This window comes from Mesorhizobium bavaricum, assembly GCF_056781655.1.
In genome coordinates this window covers 4,949,614-4,974,169 of sequence record NZ_CM165566.1, presented here as the reverse complement: position 1 = coordinate 4,974,169, position 24,556 = coordinate 4,949,614, and the positions used below count along the sequence as shown (strand labels likewise).

Annotated in this window: 19 protein-coding genes and 1 pseudogene; 8 read left to right on the top strand and 12 right to left on the bottom strand. The window is 62.7% G+C overall.

The features are described 5' to 3' along the window. Positions 1–195: 195 nt before the first annotated feature. Positions 196–3,255, bottom strand: a complete 3,060-nt coding sequence (locus AC1RZR_RS24495) for a beta strand repeat-containing protein (protein WP_481826244.1) — start codon at positions 3,253–3,255, stop codon at positions 196–198. Positions 3,256–3,638: 383 nt separating this feature from the next. Here AC1RZR_RS24495 and AC1RZR_RS24490 point away from each other — a divergent pair, with 383 nt between their 5' ends. Next, positions 3,639–4,778 carry a helix-turn-helix transcriptional regulator gene (locus AC1RZR_RS24490; RefSeq protein ID WP_481826243.1) on the top strand — a complete coding sequence of 380 codons (1,140 nt, stop codon included), beginning with the start codon at positions 3,639–3,641 and terminating at the stop codon, positions 4,776–4,778. 77 nt (positions 4,779–4,855) lie between these two features. Here AC1RZR_RS24490 and AC1RZR_RS24485 read toward each other — a convergent pair. Further along, positions 4,856–5,142 (bottom strand): annotated as a pseudogene (locus tag AC1RZR_RS24485) (SDR family oxidoreductase); the annotation flags it as partial. A gap of 156 nt (positions 5,143–5,298) precedes the next feature. On the opposite strand from AC1RZR_RS24485, the gene AC1RZR_RS24480 reads away from it, so the two are divergent. Together AC1RZR_RS24480 and AC1RZR_RS24475 are read left to right on the top strand one after the other, a co-directional pair. Continuing rightward, positions 5,299–6,477: a M24 family metallopeptidase gene (locus tag AC1RZR_RS24480; protein WP_481826242.1), complete on the top strand. Its 1,179-nt coding sequence runs from the start codon at positions 5,299–5,301 to the stop codon at positions 6,475–6,477. Further along, a complete protein-coding gene (locus tag AC1RZR_RS24475) occupies positions 6,464–7,696 on the top strand; it encodes a M20 metallopeptidase family protein (RefSeq protein WP_481826241.1) in 1,233 nt (410 codons plus the stop codon). The genes AC1RZR_RS24480 and AC1RZR_RS24475 overlap by 14 nt, the downstream gene beginning before the upstream one ends. A gap of 26 nt (positions 7,697–7,722) precedes the next feature. Here AC1RZR_RS24475 and AC1RZR_RS24470 read toward each other — a convergent pair whose 3' ends face one another. The 8 genes from AC1RZR_RS24470 to AC1RZR_RS24435 form a co-directional block, all read right to left on the bottom strand. Beyond that, positions 7,723–8,478, bottom strand: coding sequence for an ABC transporter permease (locus tag AC1RZR_RS24470; RefSeq protein WP_481826240.1), 756 nt, complete (start codon positions 8,476–8,478; stop codon positions 7,723–7,725). Further along, on the bottom strand, positions 8,475–9,248 hold the full coding sequence (locus AC1RZR_RS24465) for an ABC transporter ATP-binding protein (protein WP_481826239.1): 774 nt from the start codon (positions 9,246–9,248) through the stop codon (positions 8,475–8,477). The genes AC1RZR_RS24470 and AC1RZR_RS24465 overlap by 4 nt, the downstream gene beginning before the upstream one ends. Beyond that, positions 9,248–10,276: an ABC transporter substrate-binding protein gene (locus AC1RZR_RS24460; protein ID WP_481829111.1), complete on the bottom strand. Its 1,029-nt coding sequence runs from the start codon at positions 10,274–10,276 to the stop codon at positions 9,248–9,250. The genes AC1RZR_RS24465 and AC1RZR_RS24460 overlap by 1 nt, the downstream gene beginning before the upstream one ends. 90 nt (positions 10,277–10,366) lie before the next feature. Then, positions 10,367–10,804 carry a VOC family protein gene (locus AC1RZR_RS24455; protein WP_379096913.1) on the bottom strand — a complete coding sequence of 146 codons (438 nt, stop codon included), beginning with the start codon at positions 10,802–10,804 and terminating at the stop codon, positions 10,367–10,369. Between the two features lie 2 nt (positions 10,805–10,806). After that, positions 10,807–11,550 carry a FadR/GntR family transcriptional regulator gene (locus tag AC1RZR_RS24450; protein ID WP_477275398.1) on the bottom strand — a complete coding sequence of 248 codons (744 nt, stop codon included), beginning with the start codon at positions 11,548–11,550 and terminating at the stop codon, positions 10,807–10,809. After that, positions 11,547–12,986 (bottom strand): FAD-binding oxidoreductase, encoded by a 1,440-nt coding sequence (locus tag AC1RZR_RS24445; RefSeq protein ID WP_481826238.1) that lies wholly within the window; start codon positions 12,984–12,986, stop codon positions 11,547–11,549. Before AC1RZR_RS24445 ends, AC1RZR_RS24450 begins: the two co-directional genes overlap by 4 nt. A 324-nt stretch (positions 12,987–13,310) precedes the next feature. After that, entirely contained in the window at positions 13,311–14,615 is a 1,305-nt protein-coding gene (locus AC1RZR_RS24440; protein WP_481826237.1) for a M23 family metallopeptidase, read from the bottom strand. Positions 14,616–14,764: 149 nt separating this feature from the next. Beyond that, complete coding sequence (locus AC1RZR_RS24435; protein ID WP_481826236.1) at positions 14,765–15,232, bottom strand: peroxiredoxin; 468 nt, start codon at positions 15,230–15,232, stop codon at positions 14,765–14,767. 95 nt (positions 15,233–15,327) lie between these two features. Between AC1RZR_RS24435 and AC1RZR_RS24430 the strand changes: the two genes are divergently transcribed. Beyond that, positions 15,328–18,699, top strand: a complete 3,372-nt coding sequence (locus AC1RZR_RS24430; RefSeq protein WP_481826235.1) for a hypothetical protein — start codon at positions 15,328–15,330, stop codon at positions 18,697–18,699. Between the two features lie 6 nt (positions 18,700–18,705). Here AC1RZR_RS24430 and tyrS read toward each other — a convergent pair whose 3' ends face one another. Further along, a complete protein-coding gene (gene tyrS, locus AC1RZR_RS24425) occupies positions 18,706–19,959 on the bottom strand; it encodes a tyrosine--tRNA ligase (protein ID WP_481826234.1) in 1,254 nt (417 codons plus the stop codon). A gap of 306 nt (positions 19,960–20,265) precedes the next feature. Between tyrS and AC1RZR_RS24420 the strand changes: the two genes are divergently transcribed. From AC1RZR_RS24420 to AC1RZR_RS24405, 4 genes are all read left to right on the top strand, one after another. Beyond that, positions 20,266–21,000: a glycosyltransferase family 2 protein gene (locus AC1RZR_RS24420; protein WP_477275387.1), complete on the top strand. Its 735-nt coding sequence runs from the start codon at positions 20,266–20,268 to the stop codon at positions 20,998–21,000. Further along, on the top strand, positions 20,993–21,328 hold the full coding sequence (locus AC1RZR_RS24415; protein WP_379096937.1) for a lipid-A-disaccharide synthase N-terminal domain-containing protein: 336 nt from the start codon (positions 20,993–20,995) through the stop codon (positions 21,326–21,328). The genes AC1RZR_RS24420 and AC1RZR_RS24415 overlap by 8 nt, the downstream gene beginning before the upstream one ends. Before the next feature lie 57 nt (positions 21,329–21,385). Further along, positions 21,386–23,035, top strand: a complete 1,650-nt coding sequence (locus AC1RZR_RS24410) for an ArnT family glycosyltransferase (RefSeq protein ID WP_481826233.1) — start codon at positions 21,386–21,388, stop codon at positions 23,033–23,035. A 276-nt stretch (positions 23,036–23,311) separates the two neighbouring features. Beyond that, complete coding sequence (locus AC1RZR_RS24405) at positions 23,312–23,875, top strand: phosphatase PAP2 family protein (protein WP_481826232.1); 564 nt, start codon at positions 23,312–23,314, stop codon at positions 23,873–23,875. On the opposite strand, the gene AC1RZR_RS24400 is transcribed toward AC1RZR_RS24405, so the two are convergent. After that, on the bottom strand, positions 23,872–24,540 hold the full coding sequence (locus tag AC1RZR_RS24400) for an FMN-binding negative transcriptional regulator (RefSeq protein WP_481826231.1): 669 nt from the start codon (positions 24,538–24,540) through the stop codon (positions 23,872–23,874). The two genes, AC1RZR_RS24405 and AC1RZR_RS24400, sit on opposite strands and share 4 nt — an antisense overlap. Positions 24,541–24,556: the final 16 nt, after the last annotated feature.

The following is a 24,556-nucleotide window of genomic DNA, read 5'->3' as shown; positions in this document are numbered from 1 at the left end:
GAATACATACAGCTCGTAATCGCTGAGGCGACCGCTTGGCGGTTTTATTTTCAGGAACGCCATGAATAACAGGAAGAGTAGAAGTCGCGCCGCCGGAGGCGGCGGTCTGCTTGGATTGCAACCATCGGTGGTTTCGGCTGAAAGTTGCAGCGCCCGCTCCAGCCCTGAAGCAGGCTTTTGCTGCTATTCATCTTCTCACACCACGACGAAATCGGCGTTGGTCAGCGCCAGGTTTGCGGCGAGGGTGGCGAAGTGGGTGGAACCGCCCGCCGCACTACCGTTGCTGTCATAATAGAGCCAGCCCGTGTCGGTCTCGTAAATGATGTGATCGTTGCCGTCGCCGGCAAGACCTGTGGTGTTCTTGATGAACTGGTCGGCCGTCAGCGTGCCGTTGCCGCCGAGCGCTGCAAAGATCGCATTGTCGACCTGGATGGTGTCTTCGACCACCGAGAAGTCGGTGATGTGGTCGACATTGGTCGAGGCATTGAGCGCCGTGGTGAAGACGAAGCTGTCCTGACCCTGCGCGCCGGACAGCGTGTCGTTGCCACCGAGCCCATTGATGATGTTGTTGCCGGAATTGCCGCCGATGACATTGGCAATCGAATTGCCGGTGCCGTTGATGGAGGCGGGGGTACGCAGCTGCAGGTTCTCCAGCTCCTGGCCGGTGAGGTTGAAGGAGACATAGGCCTGCACGTTGTCGGTGCCCTGGCCGATGGTCTCAACCACATGGTCGCCGGCATTGTCGACATAATAGGTGTCGTTGCCTTGTGCTCCGCTCATCGTATCGGCGCCGCCAAGGCCGTCGATGATGTTGTTGCCACTGTTGCCGTTGATGATGTTGGCAATCGAATTGCCGGTGCCGTTGATGGAAGCGGCGCTGCGCAATTGCAGGTTCTCGAGCTCCTGGCCGGAAAGGTTGAAGCTGACATAGGCCTGTACATTGTCGGTACCCTGGCCGACGGTCTCGATGACCTGATCGCCGGCATTGTCGACATAATAGGTGTCGTTGCCGATGCCACCTTGCATGGTGTCGGCACCCGTGTTGCCGTCCAGCGTATCGTTGCCGCCAAGGCCGATCAGGATGTTGACGCCCGAATTGCCTGACATGACATTGGCGATGGAATTGCCGGTGCCGTTGATGGAGGCCGAGGTGCGCAATTGCAGGTTCTCCAGTTCCTGACCGGAGAGATTGAAGCTGACATAGGCCTGCACATTGTCGGTGCCCTGGCCAATCACATCGACCACAAGGTCGCCGGCATTGTCGACATAGTAGGTGTCGTTGCCCTGTCCACCGTTCATCGTGTCGGCACCGATGCCGCCGTCCAGAATATTGGCAACATCGTTGCCGTAAAGTTGGTCCGTATGGCCCGACCCGGTCAGGTTTTCGATGAGGGAATAGCTGTCGCCGTCGGCGTCACTGGTATTGACCTTGTGATTTGAGAGGTTCGCAATGACGCCTGCGGCAGCACTTGCATAAGAGGCCGTATCCGAACCGTCGCCGCCATTCAGATTGTCCTCGCCGCCGCCGCCGATCAGTATGTCATTACCGAGGCCGCCATTGATGGTGTCGGCATGGGAAGAACCGGTGATCGTATTGGCAAGACCATTGCCCGTAACAGTGATAGCGTCGCTCGTGTCAGTCCAATTGTTGGCGAAGACTGTCGTCGACAGGCTGACGTTCGCGGTCATAGCGTCCAGATTGACGACGAGATTGTCGGCTCCGTCGCCGCCAAAGAAGGTACCGGTCACATTCGTCGACTGATGCGAAAGGGTCAATGACTTGCCATACAGGCCAATGCCCCCGTGATTGATCAGGTCCTGGATCGTCGTCCCGCTTGCGGTGATGCCGGATATGTCGAGAGCGCTTCCCGCGGCGATGACCAGACCCGATGAACTCGCTATTGTGCCGGCCGAAATCAGATACAGCGAACCATCCGCTATATTTGTCGCCCCCGTATAGGTGTTGGCGCCCGCAAATACCTGGGTGCCGTCACCGCTCTTCGTCAGGTTAAGGCTCCCGAAGACGCCGGAGCCATCCGAGATCACTCCATCAAACGTCCGTGCTCCCAATTCGAGGTCGACTGTCAGCGTAGCCGAGGTCACAGTGTCGGCCCGGACTTCGCCGCTGCCGGCCAGCCCTGCAACCGTTTGATCGAAAGCGCCGATGTTGAGCGTCGCTCCGGCGTTTACGGTGACAACGCTCTCAGCGCTGAACGCGTGGTCGGCTCCCGCCCGCAATGTTCCGATCGCGACAGTGGTTGCGCCGGAATAGGTATTGAGCCCCGACAATGTCAGCGTTCCGATGCCGATCTTGTTTAATCCTATATGGCTCAAGCTATTCGCCAAAACACCCGAGAAGCTGGAGATGCCGGCTTCATTGACGTTCGCGACAACATCGGAAAGGCCGTTGTTGCTGATCAAGCCCCCTCCGGTCAGATGGTTCAGTTCCAGATTGAAGCCATTCGCGTCGAGAACCGCTCCGGCTGCGATATTCGTGTTGGCCAGCCCGTTGGTAAATGACGCGAACGCTGCACCCACACTCAGCGTACCGCCATCAATGGCAAGCGAGCCCGCATCGTTGGTGGTGATGCTAGTTGAGACAAAGTGAATCGTTCCCGCATCGGCTGCGCTGCCAAAATGCACCGTAGTCCCGGCCCCGCCGAGCGCTGCGAAGGTACCGGTCAACGTCAGTGACGTGCCCGTCTGTGCTCTGATGGTCGTCGAAACGCCGGCAAGTTCGACCAGATCGTTGGCAAGCGTCGTGATGCCTGTAGACCGGAACGTGCTGTTGCCGGCGAACGCGATGTCTCCCGTTCCGAACGCGGCGGCGCCAAACGAAACCATGCCTTGATCGATTTGCGTTCCACCTGACCAGTTGTTGGTCGCATCGGACAGTTTCAGCGTGCCGACGCCGGATTTGGTTAGCAGTCCCGTTCCGGTAATCTGTGCCTGAACGTCGAGGGTGGTGTTGGCTCCGCTCGTCGCGATCAACGTTGCCGTATTGAGCTGCAGCGTCAGCGACGACGCCAAAACACTTGCCAGTGGATTGCCGCTCGACGTTACGCTGATGAGCGCACCGCCCGCCTTGTTCATGATGAGCGAGCCGTTCTCGAGACTGTAATTCTCGATTGCGGAACTCGCCAGATTCAGGGTGCCGACAGTGAATGGACCTTGAACCGCCAGGTCGATGTGATGCGTGAGGTTGGCACCGGCGAGATTGCTGAAATCGGCTGTAGCACCGATTGCGTCAGGCACGCCGCCAGTCCAATTTGAAGCGGTTGACCACGCGCCACCTGCAAGACTATTCCAAACCGACATTTCTGACCCCCGTCAAAACAAATTCTCAATTGAAGCAGAAGTTTTCCTGACTCGTTGCGCCTGGATACAGTCTTGGAATCCGACGCTACTCAGGGCCACGGCACCTGAATTGGCGCGTTCTGGAACCTGCTTTACCGCCGCCCACTAGGCCCGGCGTGTTGCAATGTCGTCACCCGAAAGGATGAGCTCTCGGAAATCCTTCGGCTTGCGTTGAGCTTTTCGAGACCAAGCTGGTATAGGCAGGGACGGGCGGTATCCCTGACTGACAGAAAGGGAGGGCGCTGCTGGGCGGGGGCAAAATGAGCAGGCTGAGCAACGAATTGCTTTCGTCGATCATCGGCGACATTTACGATTGTGCACTCAATTCGGAGTTCTGGACCGGCGTCATGGTCCGGCTCACCGAGTCCGTGGACGCCGCCTATTCAACCATCGCGCTGGCTGACCCCGGCGGTCAACATGGACGTTTTGCGGCCCAGTCGCCTTGGGATTCGGAGCAGATGCGCGTTCTCCAGCAGGACTACGGCTTCGAGGACATTCCAGGTCTGAAGGCCGTCGTCTTCGGCGACATCGACACACCGTTGTCGACATTGTCGAGCATGAGTGAAGCCGAGCTTCAGCTGTCACCTTTCTACCGGAACTGGGCTGGCCCGCAGGGATTGCGCGAGGGTTGCATCACCAAGTTCGTGCACACCTCGGATCGGATCGGCCTCGTGAGCTTCACGACACGCGCGAGCAGGGGGGCCGTCACTGCGGAGGAGCAGCGCTTCATAGCGCTGCTTTCTCCGCATTTGCGCCGCGCTTCGCTGATCGGCGACCTGCTCGATCAGGCGGGCGTCACCGCCAGTCTCTACCGCGCGACGCTCGACAATCTTGCAAGCGCTGTCGTTCTGACCAGCGCGGATGGCGCGATCCTTTATGCCAACGGCCGTGCCGAGGCGATGCTTTCGACCCAGCAGCCCATCTTTTCTAGAAACGGCATCCTCCAGGCACAAAATCCGATGACGGGCCGTGCCCTGCTGGAAGCGATATCGGGAGCCGCTCATGCCGATGCGTCGCTTGGCGCGCGCGGCATCGGCTTGCCCTTGTCCGCGGCCGGTCAGCCGCCAGCCGTTGCCTATGTATTACCACTGACCGAGGGGACCGCGCGCGCGGCTTTCCATCCCGCATGCGCCGCCATTTTCATCTCGACGACAACCTCGGCCGCGCCGCCCTCGGAGGCGGTGCTGACGACACTGTTCGATCTCACGCCAGCGGAAGTGCGGGTTTTGCTGGCTGTGGGTGGCGGACTGACCACGCAGAAGACTGCGCTATCGCTCGGGGTCGGAGAGAACACGATCAAGACCCACCTTGGCCGCATCTTTGCCAAGACCAACACGACGCGGCAGGCGGACCTCGTCAAGCTTGTCTCTGATATTGGTGCGCCGCTCAGTCGGGGTGCCGTCCCATTGGACATCGCATGACGGTTGGCGATAACGCGTCCGTTGCTGCCTCGACCGGTCGCGACGACAGGAATGGTGTTTAGCCGGGTCAAGACATTTCACTCTGCGGGAGACCCGATTCGGAAGTCGTTGCCCTCGGGCAGCAGTTGACCGCCATCGACGACAATGGTCGTGCCGGTGATGTGGCTGGCATCATCGGAGGCGAGGAACAGGAAGGCATTGGCGACGTCGCGCGGGCTGCCGAAGCGGCCGAGCGGGATGGAGTCCTCCATGTTCTTGATGTAGGCCGCGCCGCGATGCAGCTCGATCGCTTGGTGAGGATGTTGCCGGGTTCGACGCCGTTGCCGTTGATACCGCAGCTGGAGAATTCGACCGCGGCCGCGCGATAACGATGACAAAATTCAAATCAAACCAAGGCCGGTGAAGGCCGTATCCGGTTCAGGACTGGCTCACATGCTGTTCCTGGCCGATTGCGCGATGTCAAAACCGCTTCAAGGGTGGGCGAGCCCGCAACCGTTGAGCCAACAAACATGGAGCAGAGATGATCGAATTGCCGTTTGCCCGCGACGAGTACCAGCAGCGGCTTCGAAAGATCCGCACCGAGATGGCGAAGCGCGGTCTCGAACTCCTGATCATCAACGATATTGCGAATCAGCACTACATCACCGGCTATGATGGCTGGTCCTTCTACACGCCGCAGGTGGTGCTGGTTCCAATCGAAGAGGTCGAGCCGGTCTGGATTGGGCGCGCCATGGATGCGGCTGGTGGTCTTCTGACGGCGTGGATGAAGCCCGAGAACGTCGTTGGCTTCCCGGAGGACCACGTTCAGCGTGCCGATCGTCATCCCATGGACTGGATCGCGGCCTGGATCGTCGCCAAGGGTTGGGGTATCAGGCACATCGGCATCGAGCTCGAAGCCTATTATTTCTCCCCGAAAGGGCATGCCCGGCTTGTCGCCGGACTTCCCAATGCGAAATGGCACGACGCCGATCTCCTGGTGAACTGGATTCGTGCGGTCAAATCGGCGCCCGAGATCGCGTATTTGCGCAAGGCATCAACCTTGGCCGAAGCGGCGGTCTCGCGCGCCTTCGAAGTGATCGCGCCCGGTGTTCGCGAGTGCGATGCCATTGCCGCCATCCAGGCGGCGCAGATCGCCGGCAGCCCGGACTTCGCCGGTGACATCACCGCATTGCCGCCAACAATTCTCGGCGGCGAGAATGCCTCCGCGCCGCATATCATGTGGAGCGACAGGCGGTTCGGTGAAAACGAGACGATCGCCCTGGAACTCGCCGGTGTCTGCCGCCGCTATGCTGCCGGGCTGGCGCGAACCCTGCAGCTCGGCAAGACGCCGACCAATGTCTCGGATACGGCAAAGGCGGTGATCGAAGGCATGGATGCGGTGCTCGATGCGGTCAGGCCGGGGATATCAGCCGAAGCCGTCGAGGGCGCATGGCGCAAGGTCATTCAACGCTATGGACTGAAGAAGGAGTCGCGTATCGGCTATTCGATCGGCGTCGCCTATCCGCCGGATTGGGGCGAACACACGATCAGCCTCAGGCCGGGCGACAAGACGGTGCTTGTATCAGGCAACGTCGTTCATTCCATTCTTGGCATGTGGATGGACGGATGGGGCATCGAGATCAGCGAGACCATCCTGGTTACCGAAACCGGCAATGAGACGCTGACGAAATTTCCGCGAGAAATCCATGTCAAATCATGAAAGTGCGGCCCCGGCAGGCGCGCATGCCGACACGATCGAGATCGATGCCGGAATTCTCGATCGCATGATCGAGATCCGCCGCCATCTGCACCGCAATCCGGAGCTCTCGAACCACGAAGCCAACACGCAGCGCTATCTCAGGCAGATGCTGGCTGGTCAGGGAATTGCCGACATTCGCGACGTCGCGGGCTTTGGCCTGGCGGTCGACATTGTCGGAACCGGCAAGCCGTCGAACCGAAAGGTGGCGATACGCGCCGACATCGATGCCTTGCCGATCGAGGAGGCGTCCGGTGTCGACTTTGCGTCGATCAATCCAGGTGTGATGCATGCCTGCGGCCACGACGCCCACGCATCTATGGCATTCGCGGTTGCCGCGCATCTTCACCAGTCGCGGGATGAGTTTGGCGGAACCGTCCGCCTCATCTTCCAGCCGGCCGAGGAAGACGAGCCGTCGGGCGGCAGACGCATGGTGGAAGAGGGGCTTCTCGACGACGTCGACGCCGCCATCTGCGTTCACGTCGATCCGTACACACCATCCGGCAAGATCGCTGTGAATTCCGGGCCCTACACTCTGGCGTGCGATACGTTCGATGCCCTCGTCGTCGGCGAGGCGGCACATGCGGCAAAGCCGTATGAGGGCATCGATGCGATTGCCGTGGCCTGCTCCATGGTGAGCGAACTGCAGAAGATCGTCTCGCGCGAGATCGACCCCTATGATCCCCTGGTCATCTCCGTAACCGGGATCAACGGCGGCAGCGCCTACAACGTGATCGCCGGCAAGGTCGCATTGAAAGGGACCATCCGCAGCGGCAGCGACGCAACGCGTGAGCGAGCCTGGCGGCGCGTTCGTGCCATACTGGAGGGGATGGCGGCGAGCCACGGCGCCAGTGTGCAACTCGACATCCACAAGGGCGAACCGGGGGTCGTCAACGACGCCGAGATGACGGAGCTGATTGTCGCCAGCGCCAAGGCCTGCATCGGGCCCGACAATGTCCTCAACACACCTGGATGGACCATCGCCGACGATTTTGGCTACTACAGCGACAAGCGCCCATCGGTCTATTTTCGGCTCGGAATCCGCAATGAGGACGTCGGATCGGTCTTTCCGCTTCACCATCCGAGGTTTCGCGTCGATGAGGCCGCCTTGAAAGTCGGCGCCGCGACCTTGGTTTCCGCGGCCACGACGTTTCTGTCGATGCAACGGGAAAATCCCGGCTGACCAATCGGTGAAAGCGGGTCGCCTGTTCAGTATTTGATGATCCGGCGCTCGACCAGCACCACGGCGCAGAACAGCGCGATCGACAGGCATGACGACAGCACGATCGCCGCGTAAAGCCGGTCCGACTGGTAGTTGAAGCTCGCCTGGATGATTAGCGCGCCGAGGCCCTTGTCCGAGCCGATCCATTCGCCGACGATGGCGCCGATCACCGCCGTCGCCGACGCGATCCTGAGCGAGGAGAACAGCATCGGCAGCGCGCGCGGCAGGCGCAGGCCCCAGAAGATCTCCCAGCGCGTCGCCGACAGCACGCGAAACAGTTCGTGCTCGTTGTCGCTGGCCGAGTCCAGGCCGCGGATCATGTTGACCAGCGTCGGGAAGAAACAGACCACTGACGCGATGACGATCTTCGGTGTCATGCCCAGCCCGAAGATCAGGGTGATGATCGGCGACAGCGCCAGGATCGGAATGGTGTTGAAGAACAGCACGATCGGAAAATAGGCCGCCTGAAGGATGCGGCTGTGGACGAACAGAACCGCGAGCAGCACGGCCGCAAGATTGCCGATCACGAAGCCCGCCAGCGCCTCGATCAGCGTCGGCCTGAGATTGTCGATGAGCAGCGCGAAACTCTTCTGGAAGACGCCTGATATCGCCGTCGGCGTCGGCACGATATAGGCCGGCACGCCGAGAGCGGGCAGCAGAAACTGCCAGGTGAGAAGGATCGACGCCGCACCGAGAACGGGCAGGGCGGTTGCCATCTGCGGAGACAGTGGTGCCGGCCTCATGACGCGCGCTCCAGCGCGGTCCGCAGCTCGGCCATGGCGGCGACGATCGCCGGGTCTTCGCGCGAGCAGCGGTTGCCATCCTGCTTGAATGGCCGCATGTCGATGTCCTTGGCCAGTCGCCCCGGATTGGCGGCGAGCACGATGACCCGTTCGCCAAGATAGGCGGCCTCGGCGATCGAATGGGTGACGAAAAGGATCGTCGTGCCGGTGCGCCGCCACAGAGCGAGCAGCTCATCGTTGAGGCGGTCGCGGGTGATTTCGTCGAGAGCCCCGAACGGTTCGTCCATCAGCAGCAGCTTCGGTTGCCCGAGCAGCGCGCGAGCGATTGCCACACGCTGGCGCTGGCCACCGGAAAGCTGGTGCGGCAGGCGTTCGCCGAAGCCAGCAAGCCCCATCAACTCCAGCAATTCGTCGCTGCGATCCTCGATGCTGCGGGTCAGGCTGCCTTGCCCGACGCCAAGCGGCAGGCGAACGTTGTCGCGCACCGTGCGCCAGGGCAGCAGGGTCGAATCCTGGAAGACGAAGCCGACATCGCGGCGCGATCGCACAGCGTGCGGCGTGTCGCCGAGCACGTTGATGGTGCCGCCAAGCGGATCGAGCAGATCGGCAACCACCCTGAGCAAGGTCGACTTGCCGCAGCCCGAAGGTCCGAGGATCGCCAGGAAGGATCCGGCCTCGACGTCGAGGTCGAGGCCGGAGAGCACTTTGACGGCGGCCTGGCGGCCGCCATAGCCGACATCCAGTCCGCGGGTTTCGATCGCGTTCGCCATCAGGCGGCGGGCGCGTCGAGCTTCGGCCGGTCGGCGGCCGAAAGTTCGAGGATTTTGGTGGTGTAGACGTCGGCGGCCGCCGGCCGGCCGTTCGGATATTGTCCCACCTTGTCGAGCAACGCCAATTGCTCCTCGAGGGAGGCAGGATCGAACGTGCCCCAACCGTCCTTGGCCGTTGCCGCATCGAAGGACAGCTTGAGCACCAGGTTGACGGTCTTCTCTTCCCAGCCGAGGTCCATTTCCGGATAGGCGGCGACCATTTTCTTCACGGCCTCCTGCGGGTTGGCATGCACCCAGCCCCAGCCCTTGGCGACCGCGCCGATGAATTTCGCCAGCGTGTCCGGATCCTTTTCGATCGCGGCGTCCGTGGCGAAATAGACGTCGGCATAGGAATTCAGTCCGAGATCGCGCACCAGAAGGTCGATGCGATCATCGCCGACGATGCTCAACGCCTGCGTGTTGGTGATCCAGCCGCCAATGGCATCGACATCGCCGCGCATCAGTGGCGCCTTGTCGAAGCCGACATTGACGACAGTGACGTCGGACGGGCCCATGCCGTTCTTGGCCAGGATCTCGTCGATGACGAAACGCGCGGTTGGCTGGATACCGATCTTCTTGCCCTTGAGGTCGGCGATGCCGCGGATCGGGTTTGCCGCCTTCGAGGTAAAGGCATAGGGGCCGGTGCGGAAGCCGCAGGCGATGATCTTTACCGGCACGCCGCTGGCGCGCGCCGCGAAAAGCTGCGGCGTTTCGGAAAACTGGCCGAGCTGTGCCGCGCCGGAGATCACCGGCGGCACTGTCGAGGCGTTGGGGCCGCCCGGGCTGAATTCCACGTCGAGCCCGGCATCCTTGAAATAGCCATTGGCGACGGCCGCGATGTCGCCGATCTGGCCGTTGGACATCAGCCAGTCATACTGGATGATGATCTTTCCGGCCGCCTTCGCACCCGGGGTCAGCACCAGTTGCATCCCTGCCGATGCCGCGGCAACGGCCGCCATGCTGGATTTCATGAAGCTGCGGCGGTTCATGTCGTAATGTTTGTTCCCACTCATTTTTCGCTCCTGTTGCAAGACTTGTCTGTCTCTTCATTGCACGCCGGTCCCTCGGCGCGCTGTCGTCTACGGCCGTTCTTCGTGGTAGTCGCCGGGGCCGCCGTCGAGCCAGGCGTAGAGTTCCCAGAGCGTGTCGTCCGGGTCGGTGAAATAGGCGCAGCGCGCGTTCCAGACATAGTCCCCTGGCGGGCCCTGGAAGGGCACGCCCTTGGCCGTCAGATCGGCGTAGAGGCGGTCGATTTCGCCGGGCGCGTCGAGTTTGACCGCCACGCAAACCTTGTGCGCATGGCGCGGCGAACGCAGCTTCGAGACGCCGGTGTGCTGGCTGATATGGTCGATCTCCCAGGCAGCAAGCGTCACGCCCTCGCCATGGAAGTCGGCAAAACCCTCGGCGCGCCGGCGCAGGCGGAAGCCGAGCTTGTCGACGTAGAACGCCACTGTGCGCTCGATGTCCTCGACAAGCAGGCAGACGTCCGAAATCCGGTATGCGGTGCCGAGCGACATGGCTATTTCCTTTCGTCGGCGCGCTGGGCGCGCGACGCCGGCAGCTTGACGCCGACGCGGTCGGCAGCGCCGATGATGTGCGCGCGCATCGCCGCTTCGGCGGCTGCCGGATCGCCGGCGACCAGCGCCTCGTAGATGCGCACATGCTCGCCGACATTGACTTCCACCAGGTCGTGCAAGGGGTTGGTGAGGCGTGCGTAGTAGATCGAGCGGCGGATCTGTTCGCAGACGAAGGAGATGAAGGTGTGGATATAGCTGTTGCCGGTCGCCCGGGCGATTTCGCGATGAAACAGAAGGTCGGCGTCGATGCTGCCGTCTTCCCAGCGCTCCTCGCCGCTCATGCGGTCGAGAGCCGCCTTGATGGCGTCGAGATGTTCCTGCTCGCGCCGCTCGGCGGCAAGTGCTGCTGATTCTGCCTCGAGGATGCAGCGCAGCTCGAAGAGCCGCTCCATGTTCTGCCCTTCCTTCAGCGTCTCGCGGTCGATGCGGATTGCCGCGCGCTGCTCCGGGGCCAGGACGAAAGAGCCAATGCCTTGTCGCGCCTCCACCATGCCATCGGCGCGCAATTGCGCGATTGCCTCGCGCACCACGTTTCGGCTGACGCCGAATTTCTCCGAAAGCTGTTGCTCCGTCGGCAGCAGGCTGCCCGGATTGAGATCACCGGACTCGATCTCGCGGCTGAGGAACGCTGCGACCCGGTGCGGCAGCGCCTCGACAGTACCGATGGCAGCCAGTCGTTGTTTCATGAAACGGTCTCCGTCGTGGGTAAGAGGCAGCCGGGATTCATCAACTTGTTCGGATCGAGGGCATTTTTGAGTGTGGCGACAAGCCTGCGGTGGACGGGAGAGAGCCCAACCCAGTACACGCGCTGGCGGGTGCGCCCGATGCCGTGTTCGGCGCTGATCGAGCCGCCAAGGGCGTTGACGATGTCGTACAGCCCGGCTGTGATCTCGGCACCCCTGGCGCGAGACTCGGGCTCGGCAAGGTCGAGCGGCGGCAGCACATTGAAATGGATGTTGCCGTCGCCTGCATGGCCGTAGGCCTGGGGGATCCAGCCTGGATGGTCCAGCGCGACAAACTGGCGGGCCTGGGCGATGAGCGCGGGGATGTCCGAGATGCGCACGGAAAGATCCGTGCGTACATGGTAGCCGCGCTTGGCCTGGCCCTCGACCAGCCCTTCGCGAATGGCCCAGAAAGCCCTGGCCTGTGCGCCGCTTTCGGCCAGAACGGCGTCAGTGACGAGATGCTTTTCCATGGCTCCGGCAAGGAAGTCGACCAGCAGCGTGCGCAGGTCGATGGCAGCGCTCGCCGACAACTCGATCAGCACATGAACAGGGGCGGTGACCGGCGCGACGATGTCCGGATCGATCAAACGCGCAAGCTCCATGCATTCAGAGCCGATGATCTCGAAGGCGGATATCAGGTCCGAGCATCCGCGTCGGGCTTGCCCGAACAGCGCGATCGCTGCTTCGAACGAGGGAAGGCCCAGATACGCGGTCTCGACCCGGCCGGGTTTCGGAAACAGCTTGACCTCGACGCCGGTGATGATGCCCAGCGTTCCTTCGCTGCCGACGAACAGCTGCTTCAGGTCATAACCGCGGTTGTCCTTGCGCAGGCCGGAAAAGCCGCTCCACAATTCGCCGTCCGGCAGCACCACTTCGAGGCCGACAATGAGATCGCGGGCCATTCCGTAGCGCAGCACGTTGACGCCGCCGGCATTGCTTGCCGCGTTGCCACCGATCTGACAGCTGCCCTGGGCGCCGAGCGCCAGCGGAAACAGGCAGTCCTGGTTTTCGGCGGCATCCTTGATGTGCTGCAGGATGCAGCCGGCATCGGCCTGCAGGATGAAATTGTCGACGTCGACGAGACGGATGCTGTTCAGCCGCTCCAGGCTGATGACCACCGCACCCCGGCCCATGCCGATGTCGATCGCACCCGCCACAAGCCCGGTGTTGCCACCTTGCGGGATCATCGCCAGCCCAAGCCTGCCGCACAGCCGGACAGTGGCCTGAACCTCCGCGACCGAAGCCGGCTTCAGCACGGCGAGGGCGCCGCCATGATGATCGCCGGACCAGTCTGCGAGATATCTGGCCATACCCGCGGCGTCGGCAGCCACGCCGCTCTGCCCCAGCACATGCTCGAGGGCAGTGAGAATGTCAGGCGAGACGCCGTGGATGGTCATTGTCGGGCCGGTTTTGATGCAGGTGTGTATGCTTATACATATCATCCTACAACTGGAATGCTGTCAACGCCCAAGCGGTGTCGCCAAGGGCAATCACTTCAGATCGACGACAGTTTCCAATTTGTGGGGAAGGTCACCATTGTCGAAGTCGGCGCCGCCCCCATCGCCCTGCCGGGCACTTCTCCCCGTATAGTGACGGGGGGAAGGGGGCTGACCGCGTCACCGGCACCTTTTCTGCGGCGCTGACAATTGGCGAAACCATCAGGGCCTTCAGGGCGAGCTGAGTCTGGAGAGGGCCGCCGATCAGCTCAGCGCTTGCGGCGCTCAGAGATACTGGGCGACCTTCTTGCCGACGGTGAGGAAGCGCAGGGGGTCGATGGCTTCGCCATTGTGGCGGACTTCGTAATGCAGATGCGGACCTGTCGAGCGGCCGCTGCTGCCGGTCTTGCCGATGACGGCGCCGGCATCCAGCTTCTCGCCCACGGTCACGTCGATTTCGCTGAGATGTCCGTAGCGCGTCGCAAAACCATTGCCGTGGTCGACTTCCACCATCCGGCCATACCCGCCGTTCCAGCCTGCCTTGGTGACGACGCCGGGCGCCGTGACCTTGGCGGCCATGCCGATCGGTGCCCTGAAATCCATCCCGGAATGCAGCGCGGCGGTGCCGAGGATCGGGTCGGTGCGCACGCCGAACGGGCTGGTGACGGAATGGCCGGGGGCTGGATTGGTCAGCGGCAGCTGGCGCGCTTCCTTCTTGAGGTGGTCGAGCGTGTCCAGCGCCTCGTCCAGTTCCTTGACCTTGCTGTCGAACATCATCGAACTGTCGAGCGGGATCAGCGGTCCGCCGACGTCGCTCTCGTTCTTGCCGAAATCGCTGTCGACCGGCAAGCCTGCCGCTTGCAGGGCCTGGGTGATTGCGTCGGCGCTCTTGTAGGCGTTGTCGGCAAGCGTGCTGATGCGGGTCAGCTGTTCGTTCTCGATGGATTTCAGCGACTGGTTGATCGAGACGAACAGCCTGTCGGCACGGTCGGCGGCTGAATCGTTGGGCAGCGGATCGGAGCGGGTCGACCAAAGCGAGAATGGCCTGGTGTCGCCTGCACCAAGGTCGGCGCTCAGACTGGCGACCGCGTAGGTCTGCACTGGCGGGTTGATGCTGCCGGTTACCTCGGCGGGTTTGTCCGGCTTGCCAGCCGCAGCCGGATCCTCGGCTGGCGCCGTGCCGACGTCATTCTCGGCGCGTTCGAGCAGCGGGCCGAGGCGGCCGTGACGCTGGCTCAACTGGCTCTGGCGTTCAAGCAGTTCGCTGACCTTGGTTTCCATCAGCTGCTGGTCGAGCAACTGGCGGCTGGTGATGCGGTCGACCTGGCCGCGAAGCGCCGAAATGCGATCTTCATAGGCCTGCTGCATGCGTGCCTGCCGCGCCGTGGTGGCGCCGATCAGGTCGTCGCGCAGCACGAGGTAGGAGGTGGCCAGGAGGTAGCCGATGGCAATGGCGGCCAGCGCTGAGCCGACAAAGGCCGCGAGCCAGGGTCGGATCGTGAAGTGCCTGATCTCATTACCCCGGGCGATGATGATCGTGTGGGGCTCTTTACGCCTGCCGAAGACTGCTGACTGACCGGTTGCCTTCACGGGACCAAGCTTTCGTTTACGACACCACGACAAGCTTGATTACACATTATTAGGGTTAACAAAGTTTTGCGCTGCCGGCTTGCCGTCAACGATTACCAGCCATGCGGGCATGAGGTTGTAGGCAAGGGGCGTCGGCTGTGCCGACAAACTCAAAGCGCGCGGACAGCCGCCAGCACTTCCTCGGCATGGCCCTTGACCCGGACCTTGCGCCAGATCCTGGCGATCCGCCCGTCGCGGCCGATCAGGAACGTCGCGCGCTCGACACCCATGTACTTGCGGCCATACATCGATTTCTCGACCCACAGATGGTAGGCCTCGATCACCTTGCGCTCCTCGTCGGCAGCGAGGTCGATGGTGAGACTGTATTTCGATTTGAACTTGTCGTGCTTTTTGACGTTGTCAGGCGACAGGCCGATCACAACGGCGCCCGCCTTCGCGAAGTCCGGCTTCAGCTGCGAGAAGCTGATCGCCTCTTGCGTGCAGCTTGTTGTGTCGTCCTGCGGATAAAAATAGAGCACAATGGGCTTGCCGGAGGATGCGGCAAGGCTGAGCGATCCGCCGCCGTCCCGCGGCAGGTCGAATTGCGGCGCGAGATCGCCTACGTCGAGGTCAGTCATACCGATGCCCTTGTTTGTGGTTACGCGCGACGCCACACCGATATAGTGTCGAGCGGGGATTCGTCCACGATCGAGTTCGTACAACGGAAAAATGCGTGGATCAGGAGCAACCGCAACACGAGAAGATACGGTTCAGGCGGGATGAGATCACCGACCTGGGGACCTTTCCGTCCGCGTGCCGCGTGCCGCCGCTCGGTCAGGCGCGGATCGGACGCGGCTTTCGCATCCTGGCAAGGGTGTTCGCCGGTTTCGCCAGCTTCGTCTTGTTGGCGGCAGTTGTTGTCTATCTGGTCGGTGTGTCCGGCGTTGGCTCCGAGCGGCTTCGAGCGGAAGCGGAAACCGCCATCGAGAAACTGGCCGGCGTCGATGTCGATGTTTCGGTCGGACCGGCGCGCATCACCCTTGATGGATCGAGCTTCATTGCGTTGCAGGTCAGCGACGTCAGCCTGAAGACGGCCGGCGGCAAGCCGATGGCCGATGCGGGCCGCGTGCGCTTCGGCGTGCGCCTGATACCGCTGCTGTGGGGGGATGTGCGGCTGACCAGCGCCAGGATCTCCGATGCGCGCATCTTCGTGGCGGCGATGCCGTCCGGCGACTGGACCGCTGTCCTGCGCAACGAGGACGGCCTCATCGATCCGGAGAAACTGTCCGCTGCGGTGTTCGGCAACGTCAACCGAGCGCTCGATGCCGTGCGGGAAGATTCACTGCGCCGGATCGAATTTCGCAATGTCGAATTCGTGCTGCCCGAAGCCGGGACGATCAAGCTGATCAAGATCACCGACGCCACCGTCGCGCAATCGGGACCGGGCGGCATGCAGTTTTCGTCCGAGGCCGATGTCGACGGCAGGGCGGTTGCCGTTGCCGCGTCCGCCGCCCGCGATGTCGCGGCACACCGCGTGACGGCGCTGGATGCGAGCATCGATCTGGCCGGCGACACCACGGCTGTTGCCGGAAAGCTGGGCGCGGTCACGCTGAAGCTGTCGGGATCGGAAGGGGCCGGCACGAATGCATCGCGGCTGACGGCCACGCTGTCATCGACGGGTTCCGTGCTCGATCTCGGCGCACGCGGGTTGCTGCCGGCGGATGTCGATGTCAACGCGACGCTGGTTGCGGGCAGCAACAAGGTCCAGGTCGACAGATTGTTGCTGAAGACCGGCCGGTCGACATTCGATTTTGCCGGTTCGATCGGGCCGAAGCCGGCAACCGGAGCGGCAGGTGAGGAACCGTCCTATCGCTATGACCTGACCAGCGACGGTTCGTCGCTCGCGCCGTCGGAGTCGCCCGAGCCTGCGCTCGCCTTCCTCGCTCGGATTGCCGGTGTCTACAACACAGTGAGCCACAAGCTCGTGGCCGATCAGATCGCGATTCGGTCCGCCGCCTCCGGCGAGGTGCTTGGCACCGCCGCTGTGGAATTCGTCGACGGCCAGGCACCGGGGATCAATCTGGCGTTCAACGTCCACAACATGCAGGTCTCTCACGTCAAGCAGCTTTGGCCGTGGTTTTCGGCACGCAACGCCCGGCTGTGGGTGCTGGCCAATCTGTTTGGCGGCCGCGTCGTCGACGCCAACCTGCAGTTCCAGGTCGTCCCGGGCCGCCTTGGCAATGGCGTGCCGCTGTCCGCCGATGAGGTGTTCGGCCGCTTCCAGATCGAGGGATCGCGTTTTGACACGGCCGGGCGCATTCCGCCGATACGCGATGCGGTCGGCGTTGTTGCTTTCCACGGCAATGATGTCGACGTCTCCCTGTCCTCGGGCACCGTCTACCTGCCCAGCGGCCGCACCGTGGCGGCCAGCAATGGCACGCTGACGGTCAAGGCGGCCAATCATCCGCCGGTCATCGGCGCGCTCGACATCGATGTTGAAGGCGAAGCGCCGGCAATCGCTGAACTCGCCTCGTACGAGCCGATCAACGCCATGCGCCATGTCGGCCTTCTGCCGGAAGACCTGTCGGGCAGCGTCACCGGTCATGTCAGGGCTGACATTCCGTTGCAGTCCGGCGTTGACTCCTCGAAGCTCGATTGGCTGGTGTCGCTCGACTATAGCGGCCTGTCATTGGCCAAGCCCTTCGAGGGCCAGACCGTGACGGACGCCGACGGTTCGATTACCGTCGACCCCGAAAAGGCAGTCATTTCCGCCAAGGCATCGCTGAACGGCATTCCGGCCGAACTCGACCTGATCGAGCCGCTCCGGGATGATGGGCCGGCGCCCAGCCGCAAGGTGGCCCTGGTTCTCGACGACAAGATCCGTGCCGCCGCAATGCCCGGCTTGACGCCGCTGCTTGGCGGAACGGTGAAGGTCGCGATCGACAAGAGCGGCAGCGGCGACCAGAACGTCTCGGCCGATCTGACCAACGCCAGGCTGGACATTCCCTGGGCCGGCTGGAGCAAGGGGGCGGGGGTTCCCGCCAATGTCACATTCGTCATGACCAAGTCCGGCGACACCACGACGCTGTCCGACTTCGAACTCGACGGAAAGAGTTTCTCCGTCGATGGCAACATCGTGCTGGTCAATGGCGCCCTGTCTTCCGCAAAGTTCAGCAAGGTCACCTTGAACAGGGGCGACAATGTCGCGGTGTCGGTGAAGCGGTCCGGCAAGGGCTATGCGGTCAACATATCTGGCAACGCGCTGGACGCGCGCTCGCTGATCAAGCAGTTCACCTCGGACGTCGACACTGCGACCAAGACCACTGGTTCCGACTCTATTTCAGTCAGCGCCGACGTCGATCAGCTGACCGGTTTCCACGACGAGCAATTGTCCAATCTGAAGCTCGACTACAGCGCGGCCGGTTCGCGCGTGAACGGGCTGAAGGTCAGCGCCACGGCAAGTTCGGGAGCCGCCATAACCATCAGCAACACCACCGGCGCCGGCCGGCGCACCCTCAACATGCAGTCCGCCGACGCCGGCGCGATCCTTCGGTTTCTCAACATCTACGAGCATATGGAAGGCGGAGCGATCACCCTGGCGCTGGCGGGGCCGAGCGACGGATCGCTGACGGGCAAGGTGGATACCAGCAACTTTTTCGTGGTCAACGAACCGAAACTGGCCTCCATCGTCTCGACCACGCCGGCCGGTGACAACCGAAGCCTCAACCAGGCGGTCAAGGGCAATCTGGACACGTCGCGGGTGAAATTCGAACGCGGTTACGCCGAGATCGACAAGGGCAGCGGCTATCTGAAACTGGCCAATGGGGTGCTGCGCGGCCCGCGCATTGGCACGACGTTCCAGGGCACGCTCTACGACCAGAACAACAACATGGACATGACCGGCACGTTCATGCCGGTCTATGGCCTCAATCGCATCTTCGGCGAATTGCCCATCGTTGGCGCGCTTCTCGGCAATGGCCGCGACCGCGGCCTGATCGGCGTCACCTACCGGCTGAAGGGCAACGCCAACAAGCCGGTTCTGGATATCAACCCGCTGTCGGTGATCGCGCCCGGGATATTCAGGTCGATCTTCGAATACCGGTGACCGGCCTTAAACAGGCCGCACGAGAATGTGTTTTTTCCTGCCGAGTGAAAGCTTTGCGACGTTTTCCGGACTCAAATCCTGAGATGTCACCAGCTTGCGCTCGTCGCTGACAGGCAGATCGTTCAGCCGCACCGCACCGCCCTGCACATGCCGCCGCGCCTCGCCGTTCGACGCCGCCAATCCGGCGGTCACGAGCAGCGACAGGATGCCGACGCCGGCTTCGAGTTTGGCTTGTTCCACCTCGACGGACGGCAGCGATTCGGCGAGCGCGCCTTCCTCGAATGTCTTGCGCGCCGTGTCGCCGGCCTGTTCGGCGGCCGGGCGACCGTGCAGCAAGGCCGTGATCTCGGTGGCGAGGACTTTCTTGGCCTCATTGATCTCGGATCCGCCGAGCTGCTCGAGCCGCGTAACCTCGTCCAAGGGCAGCGTCGTGTAGAGTTTCAGGAAACGGCCGACATCGGCATCCTCGGTGTTGCGCCAGTACTGCCAGAACTCATACGGGCTCAGCATGTCCGCATCGAGCCAGACCGCGCCCGACGCCGACTTGCCCATCTTGGCGCCCGATGAGGTGGTGAGCAGCGGCGTGGTCAGCGCATAGAGTTGCGCGTCCTCCATGCGGCGGCCGAGATCGATACCGTTGATGATGTTGCCCCACTGGTCGGAGCCGCCCATCTGCAGGCGGCAGCCGAGACGCTTGTAGAGTTCGACGAAATCATAGGCCTGCAGGATCATGTAGTTGAATTCGAGAAACGACAGCGACTGTTCGCGATCGAGCCGCAGCTTGACGGAATCGAAGGCCAGCATGCGGTTGACGGAAAAGTGACGGCCGACGTCCCGCAGGAAATTGACGTAGTTGATCTCCATCAGCCAGTCGGCGTTGTTGACCATGATGGCGTCATTCGGCCCACTGCCGAATTTGAGGTACGGCATGAAGTTGCGGCGGATGCCGGCGAGGTTGTCGTCGATATCCTGCGGGGTCAAAAGCTTGCGCGCCTCGTCCTTGAAGGACGGATCGCCTATCATCGAGGTACCGCCGCCCATCAGCGCGATCGGCCGATGACCGGTCTGCTGCAGCCAGTGCAGCATCATGATCTGAATCAGCGAACCGGCATGCAGGCTCCTGGCGGTCGCGTCGAAGCCGATATAGGCCGTCACCGTCTCCGTGGCGAAGAGATTGTCGAGGCCGGCATCATCCGAAGTCTGGTGGATGAAACCGCGCTCGCTCATCGTGCGCAGGAAATCGGATTTGAAGGCAGGCATTTTTTGTTTCCCGAAAGCGTCCGGCCGATCTGGCCCAAGCGTGGCGTGCATGAACGCGGGCGTTTAGCACCCAAGCGCGATCAGCAAAAGTGGAATCCGGTTTTGGCGCGATCGCACGTTGCGAGCGGCAGCCGCTGCTGCCCACTGGCCATTTGCCGCAATCCACCGTCCGGCTCCCATGCTTGCTTCATCGTTTCGGCTGGCGTAATGAGGCGCCGCGCCAAAGGTTCTTGCAGTCCACGACCTCAAGCGGCACCGCACGGCATCCACAAAATGCCATATCCGACGACAGAGCCCCGACGCGACATGCCGGACGCATTGATATCCATCGTCATTCCTTGCAGGAACGAGGCGGCCAATCTGCCGCTGTTGATCGACGAGATCGAGGCCGCCATGGCCGGGCGCGACTTCGAGCTGATCATCGTCAACGATGGCTCGACCGACGACACCACTTCGGTTCTCGCCGCGCAAGCAGCACTTCGCCCGTTTCCGGTGCGGGAATTGCGGCACCGGAAATCCGCCGGCCAGAGCCTTTCGGTGCGTTCCGGCGCCTGGGCCGCGCGCGGCGGCATCGTCGCCACGATCGACGGTGATGGCCAGAACGACCCTCAATACATACCCATGCTGGTCGATGCCTTGCGGCAGGCGGGCCCCGATTTCGGCGCGGCACAGGGCCAACGCCTCAAGCGTCGCGACAGCAAGGTCAAGCAACTGGCGTCGCGTTTTGCCAACTGGCTGCGGGGCGCGATCCTGCATGACGACACGCGCGATACCGGTTGCGGCCTCAAGGCGATCCACACCGATATCCTGCGCAAATTGCCGTTCTTCGACGGCACCCATCGCTTCGTTCCGGCCCTGGTCATCCAGGAGGGTTATCGCGTCGTGCATTGCGACGTCGTCGATCGCTCGCGCCGGCATGGCAAGTCGAATTACGGCATTTTCGATCGCGGCCTGCAGGGCGCGCTCGATCTCGGTGGCGTCTGGTGGCTGCGCCGCCGGCGCCGCAGAATGCCCAAAGTAGAGGAAATCAGCCGTGGTTAACGTGCTTCAGGAACTGGTGACGTGGCTTCACCAGGTTTTCGTCAAGCAGTTCGATGCGTGGATCCTGCTCGGCTTCATCGCCCAGTTCTTCTTCACCATGCGCTTCGTCGTGCAGTGGCTCGCCTCCGAAAAGGCCAAGCGCAGCGTCGTGCCGGTCGCCTTCTGGTTCTTTTCCCTGTTCGGCGGCGGCCTGCTGCTGATCTATGCGATCGTGCGCCAGGATCCTGTGTTCATCGCCGGCCAGGCCATGGGCATGTTCATCTATATCAGAAATCTCTGGCTGATCGCCAACGAGCGCAAGGCGGCGGCGATGACCAAGGTCGATTGAGCAGCGGTCGATTGGGCAGTCTGGCGCATCGAGAGAACGGTTGGAGAGGCTGAAAACATGGCGGTGAACAGGAATTACATCCTTCTCTTCCTGTTCAGCCTGGTGATGACGGTTTCGGGGTTGGCCTCGATGCCGCCGATCGACCGCGACGAGTCGCGCTTCGTCCAGGCCACCAAGCAGATGGCCGAGACCGGCAACTATGTCGACATCCGCTTTCAGGACGCCTCGCGGTACCAGAAACCGATCGGCATCTACTGGCTGCAATCGGCGGCCGTGGCGCTGAGCGGCGAGGGCGCCCAAGCGCCGATCTGGGTCTACCGCACGGTCTCGGCGCTTGGCATTGCCATTGCGGTGCTGGCGATCGCCTGGACCGGCACCAATCTGTTCGGCGCCAATGCCGGCATCGCCGCCGGCCTTGTCATGGCGGCGATCTTCGCCACCGCTTTCGAAGGCCGCGACGCCAAGACCGACGCCATGCTGCTGGCCTGTTGCGTGGCGGCGCAAGGCGCGCTGGCGCAGATCTATCTGGCGTCGCGCCGGAACCAGCCTGTCGCTGGCCATCTCTGGTGGATTTTCTGGATCGCGCAAGGTGCGGCGATCCTCATCAAGGGACCGATCGCGCCGCTGCTGTCGGCGCTCACCATCGCCGTACTTTTTGCCTTCGAGCGTGACGGGCGCTGGCTGTCGAAGCTGAAGACGGGGCGCGGCCTGGCGCTCGTGGTGCTGATCGTGCTGCCCTGGCTTGCGCTGATCACCTGGAAGAGCGGCGGCGCCTTCCTGCAGCAGGCCGTCGGCAAGGACATGATCGGCAAGGTCGCGTCGGGCGAGGAATCGCACGGCCTGCCGCCTGGCTTCTACATGCTGACCTATTCGCTGTTCATGTGGCCCTTCGGCCTGATCGCGGTCGGCGCCGGGCTGCAGGCCCTCAACCGCTTGCGCGACGATCCCCGGCTGCGCTTCTGCCTCGCCTGGTACATCCCGTTCTGGCTGGTGTTCGAGCTCATCCCGACCAAGCTGCCGCACTATGTCCTGCCGGCCTATCCCGGCATGGCGCTGCTGATCGGCTGGCTGCTGACGTTGCAGCCGCAGGATGCGAACGCACCGCTCAAGCGCTGGCAGGATTGGTTGTGGTGGTCGACCGCCTTTGGTCTCGCCGTGGTCAGCCTCGGTCTGGCGGCGGTCTGCATCGGCGCGCCGATCTACCTCACCGGCGCCTTCTCCTGGTGGAGCATTCCGGCGGCGGCGGCAGCGCTCGGCGCCGGCTACTTCGCCTTTTCGCGGCAGTTGCAAGTGCCGCTGCGCCGCATCGGAGCTGTCGCGGTCTGTGCCGGCATCACCTATGGGCTGTTGTTCGGCGTCATCGCGCCGTCGCTGAAGCCGATCTGGCTGAGCCCGGCCATCGAGGCGGCGGTGCGCGCCAACAAGCCTTGCGACACCACCGTACTCGCCTCGTCGCGCTATCAGGAACCGAGCCTGGTGTTCCTGGTCGGCACGAAAACGGTGCTGACCAATGTCGAGGGCGTCGCCAGGCATCTGTTTACGGATCCGGCCTGCGCGCTCGCACTGGCGCCGATTGCGGACGAGCAGAAACTGAATGGCATGCTGGCGGCATACGGCAAATCGGTGAACCGCGTTGCCGAGATCGACGGGCTCAACTATTCGTCGGGAGACAAATTGTCGCTCGGCCTCTATCGTATGGCCCAATGACGGCTCGTCGATGACAGGGTCGAGTTTCCTATGCTCGTGAAATCGCGCCCTTCCGTTTCCGGTATGCTCCTTGGAGTGGGGCGCCGGTCCCTCGACAACTTTCGCGATACGTTGCAGATCGCAAGAAGGCGCTTTGCCGCTCGTCCCGCCAGATACCCGAACATCGTGTGGCCGGTTTGGGGCCTGGTCTGGATTTTGCTGACGGCGGCGGCGTTTGTTCGCCTCGACACCCCGGCAGGAATGTCTCACGGCCAATGGTCGCCAGGGTTCGTCCAATTGGCCGATTTCTTCACGCAGTTCGGCCTGGGAGGCTGGTATCTCATCCCATCAGCGCTTTTGCTCGTTGCCGCCAACCTGACGGACTGGCGAAGCCTTTCAAGGCGATCGCTGATGCTGGTCTACAACTGGACCTGCCTGGCTTTTCTGATGCTGAGCGCCGCCGGTCTGTCCGGCCTGGCCGTCAATGTGCTGAAATACGCGATCGGTCGGGCTCGCCCGCTGTATTTCGACGATTTTGGCGTGCTGGCCTTGCATCCCTTTGCTTTTGATGCGCGCTTCGCCGGCTTCCCGTCCGGCCACGCCACCACCATGGGCGCCGTGTTCGGGGTCGCTTTGCTGTTGTTTCCGCGGCGCTGGTACATCGCGCTGGCGATCACGGCCTGCATTGCCTCGACGCGGGTCTTCGTCGGCGCGCACTATCCCAGCGACACCGTCGCCGGCTTCGGCCTCGGCTGCGCCTTCGCGTTGGCTTGCGGGCTGGTCTTTGCCCGGCTCGGCTTCATCTTTCGCCCGATGCCGTCGGGGTTGCCGGTCCGCAAGGGAACGTTTCGGCTGACCTAATTGCCGTCCAGGCCGCCATAGGATCTGACCAGGCGTGCCATGTCAGGCGAGCGGTGGTCTTCGTTTTCGAGCCCTTGCGCAACGCCGGCGCGATCGGCGACCGGCCGGTTCTGGCTGACCTTCCACTTGCCGTGGATTTCGCTGATCTCGATTTCCAGCCCGATAATGCCCTTGATCTGCGACTGGATGAAGGGCGCCGGCGCGTCGGTCACCGCCCAGGGCGCGGCGCGGGCGCCTTCCTGGGACGCGGTCAGGTCGGCGATCTGCTGCGCCAGCCAGGCCTGGTCATCGATCACCTTGACGGTGCCTCGCACCTGCACGATGGCGTAATTCCAGGTCGGCACCACCTTGCCGGTCTCGCGCTTGGTCTCGTACCAGGACGGCGTCACATAGGCATCGGTGCCCTGGAAGACGATCAGCACCGGCGATGCCGGATTGTCGGCCAACAGCTGCCATTGCGGATTGGCCTTCGCCAGATGGGCGCGCAGCCTGCCGTTCGGCGGGGGGCCTTCATCGAGCCCTGAGGGGGCGTCGAGCAGGAACGGGATGGCGTTGGCGACCGGCCCCTCGGCTCCGTTGCAAATCAACAGGCCCAGCGGATGCGCCCGGATCAGCCCGTGCAGGATTTCCGGCCGCGTTTCCCTGAAATGAGGAGGCTCGTACATCGCTGCCCGTTTCCTT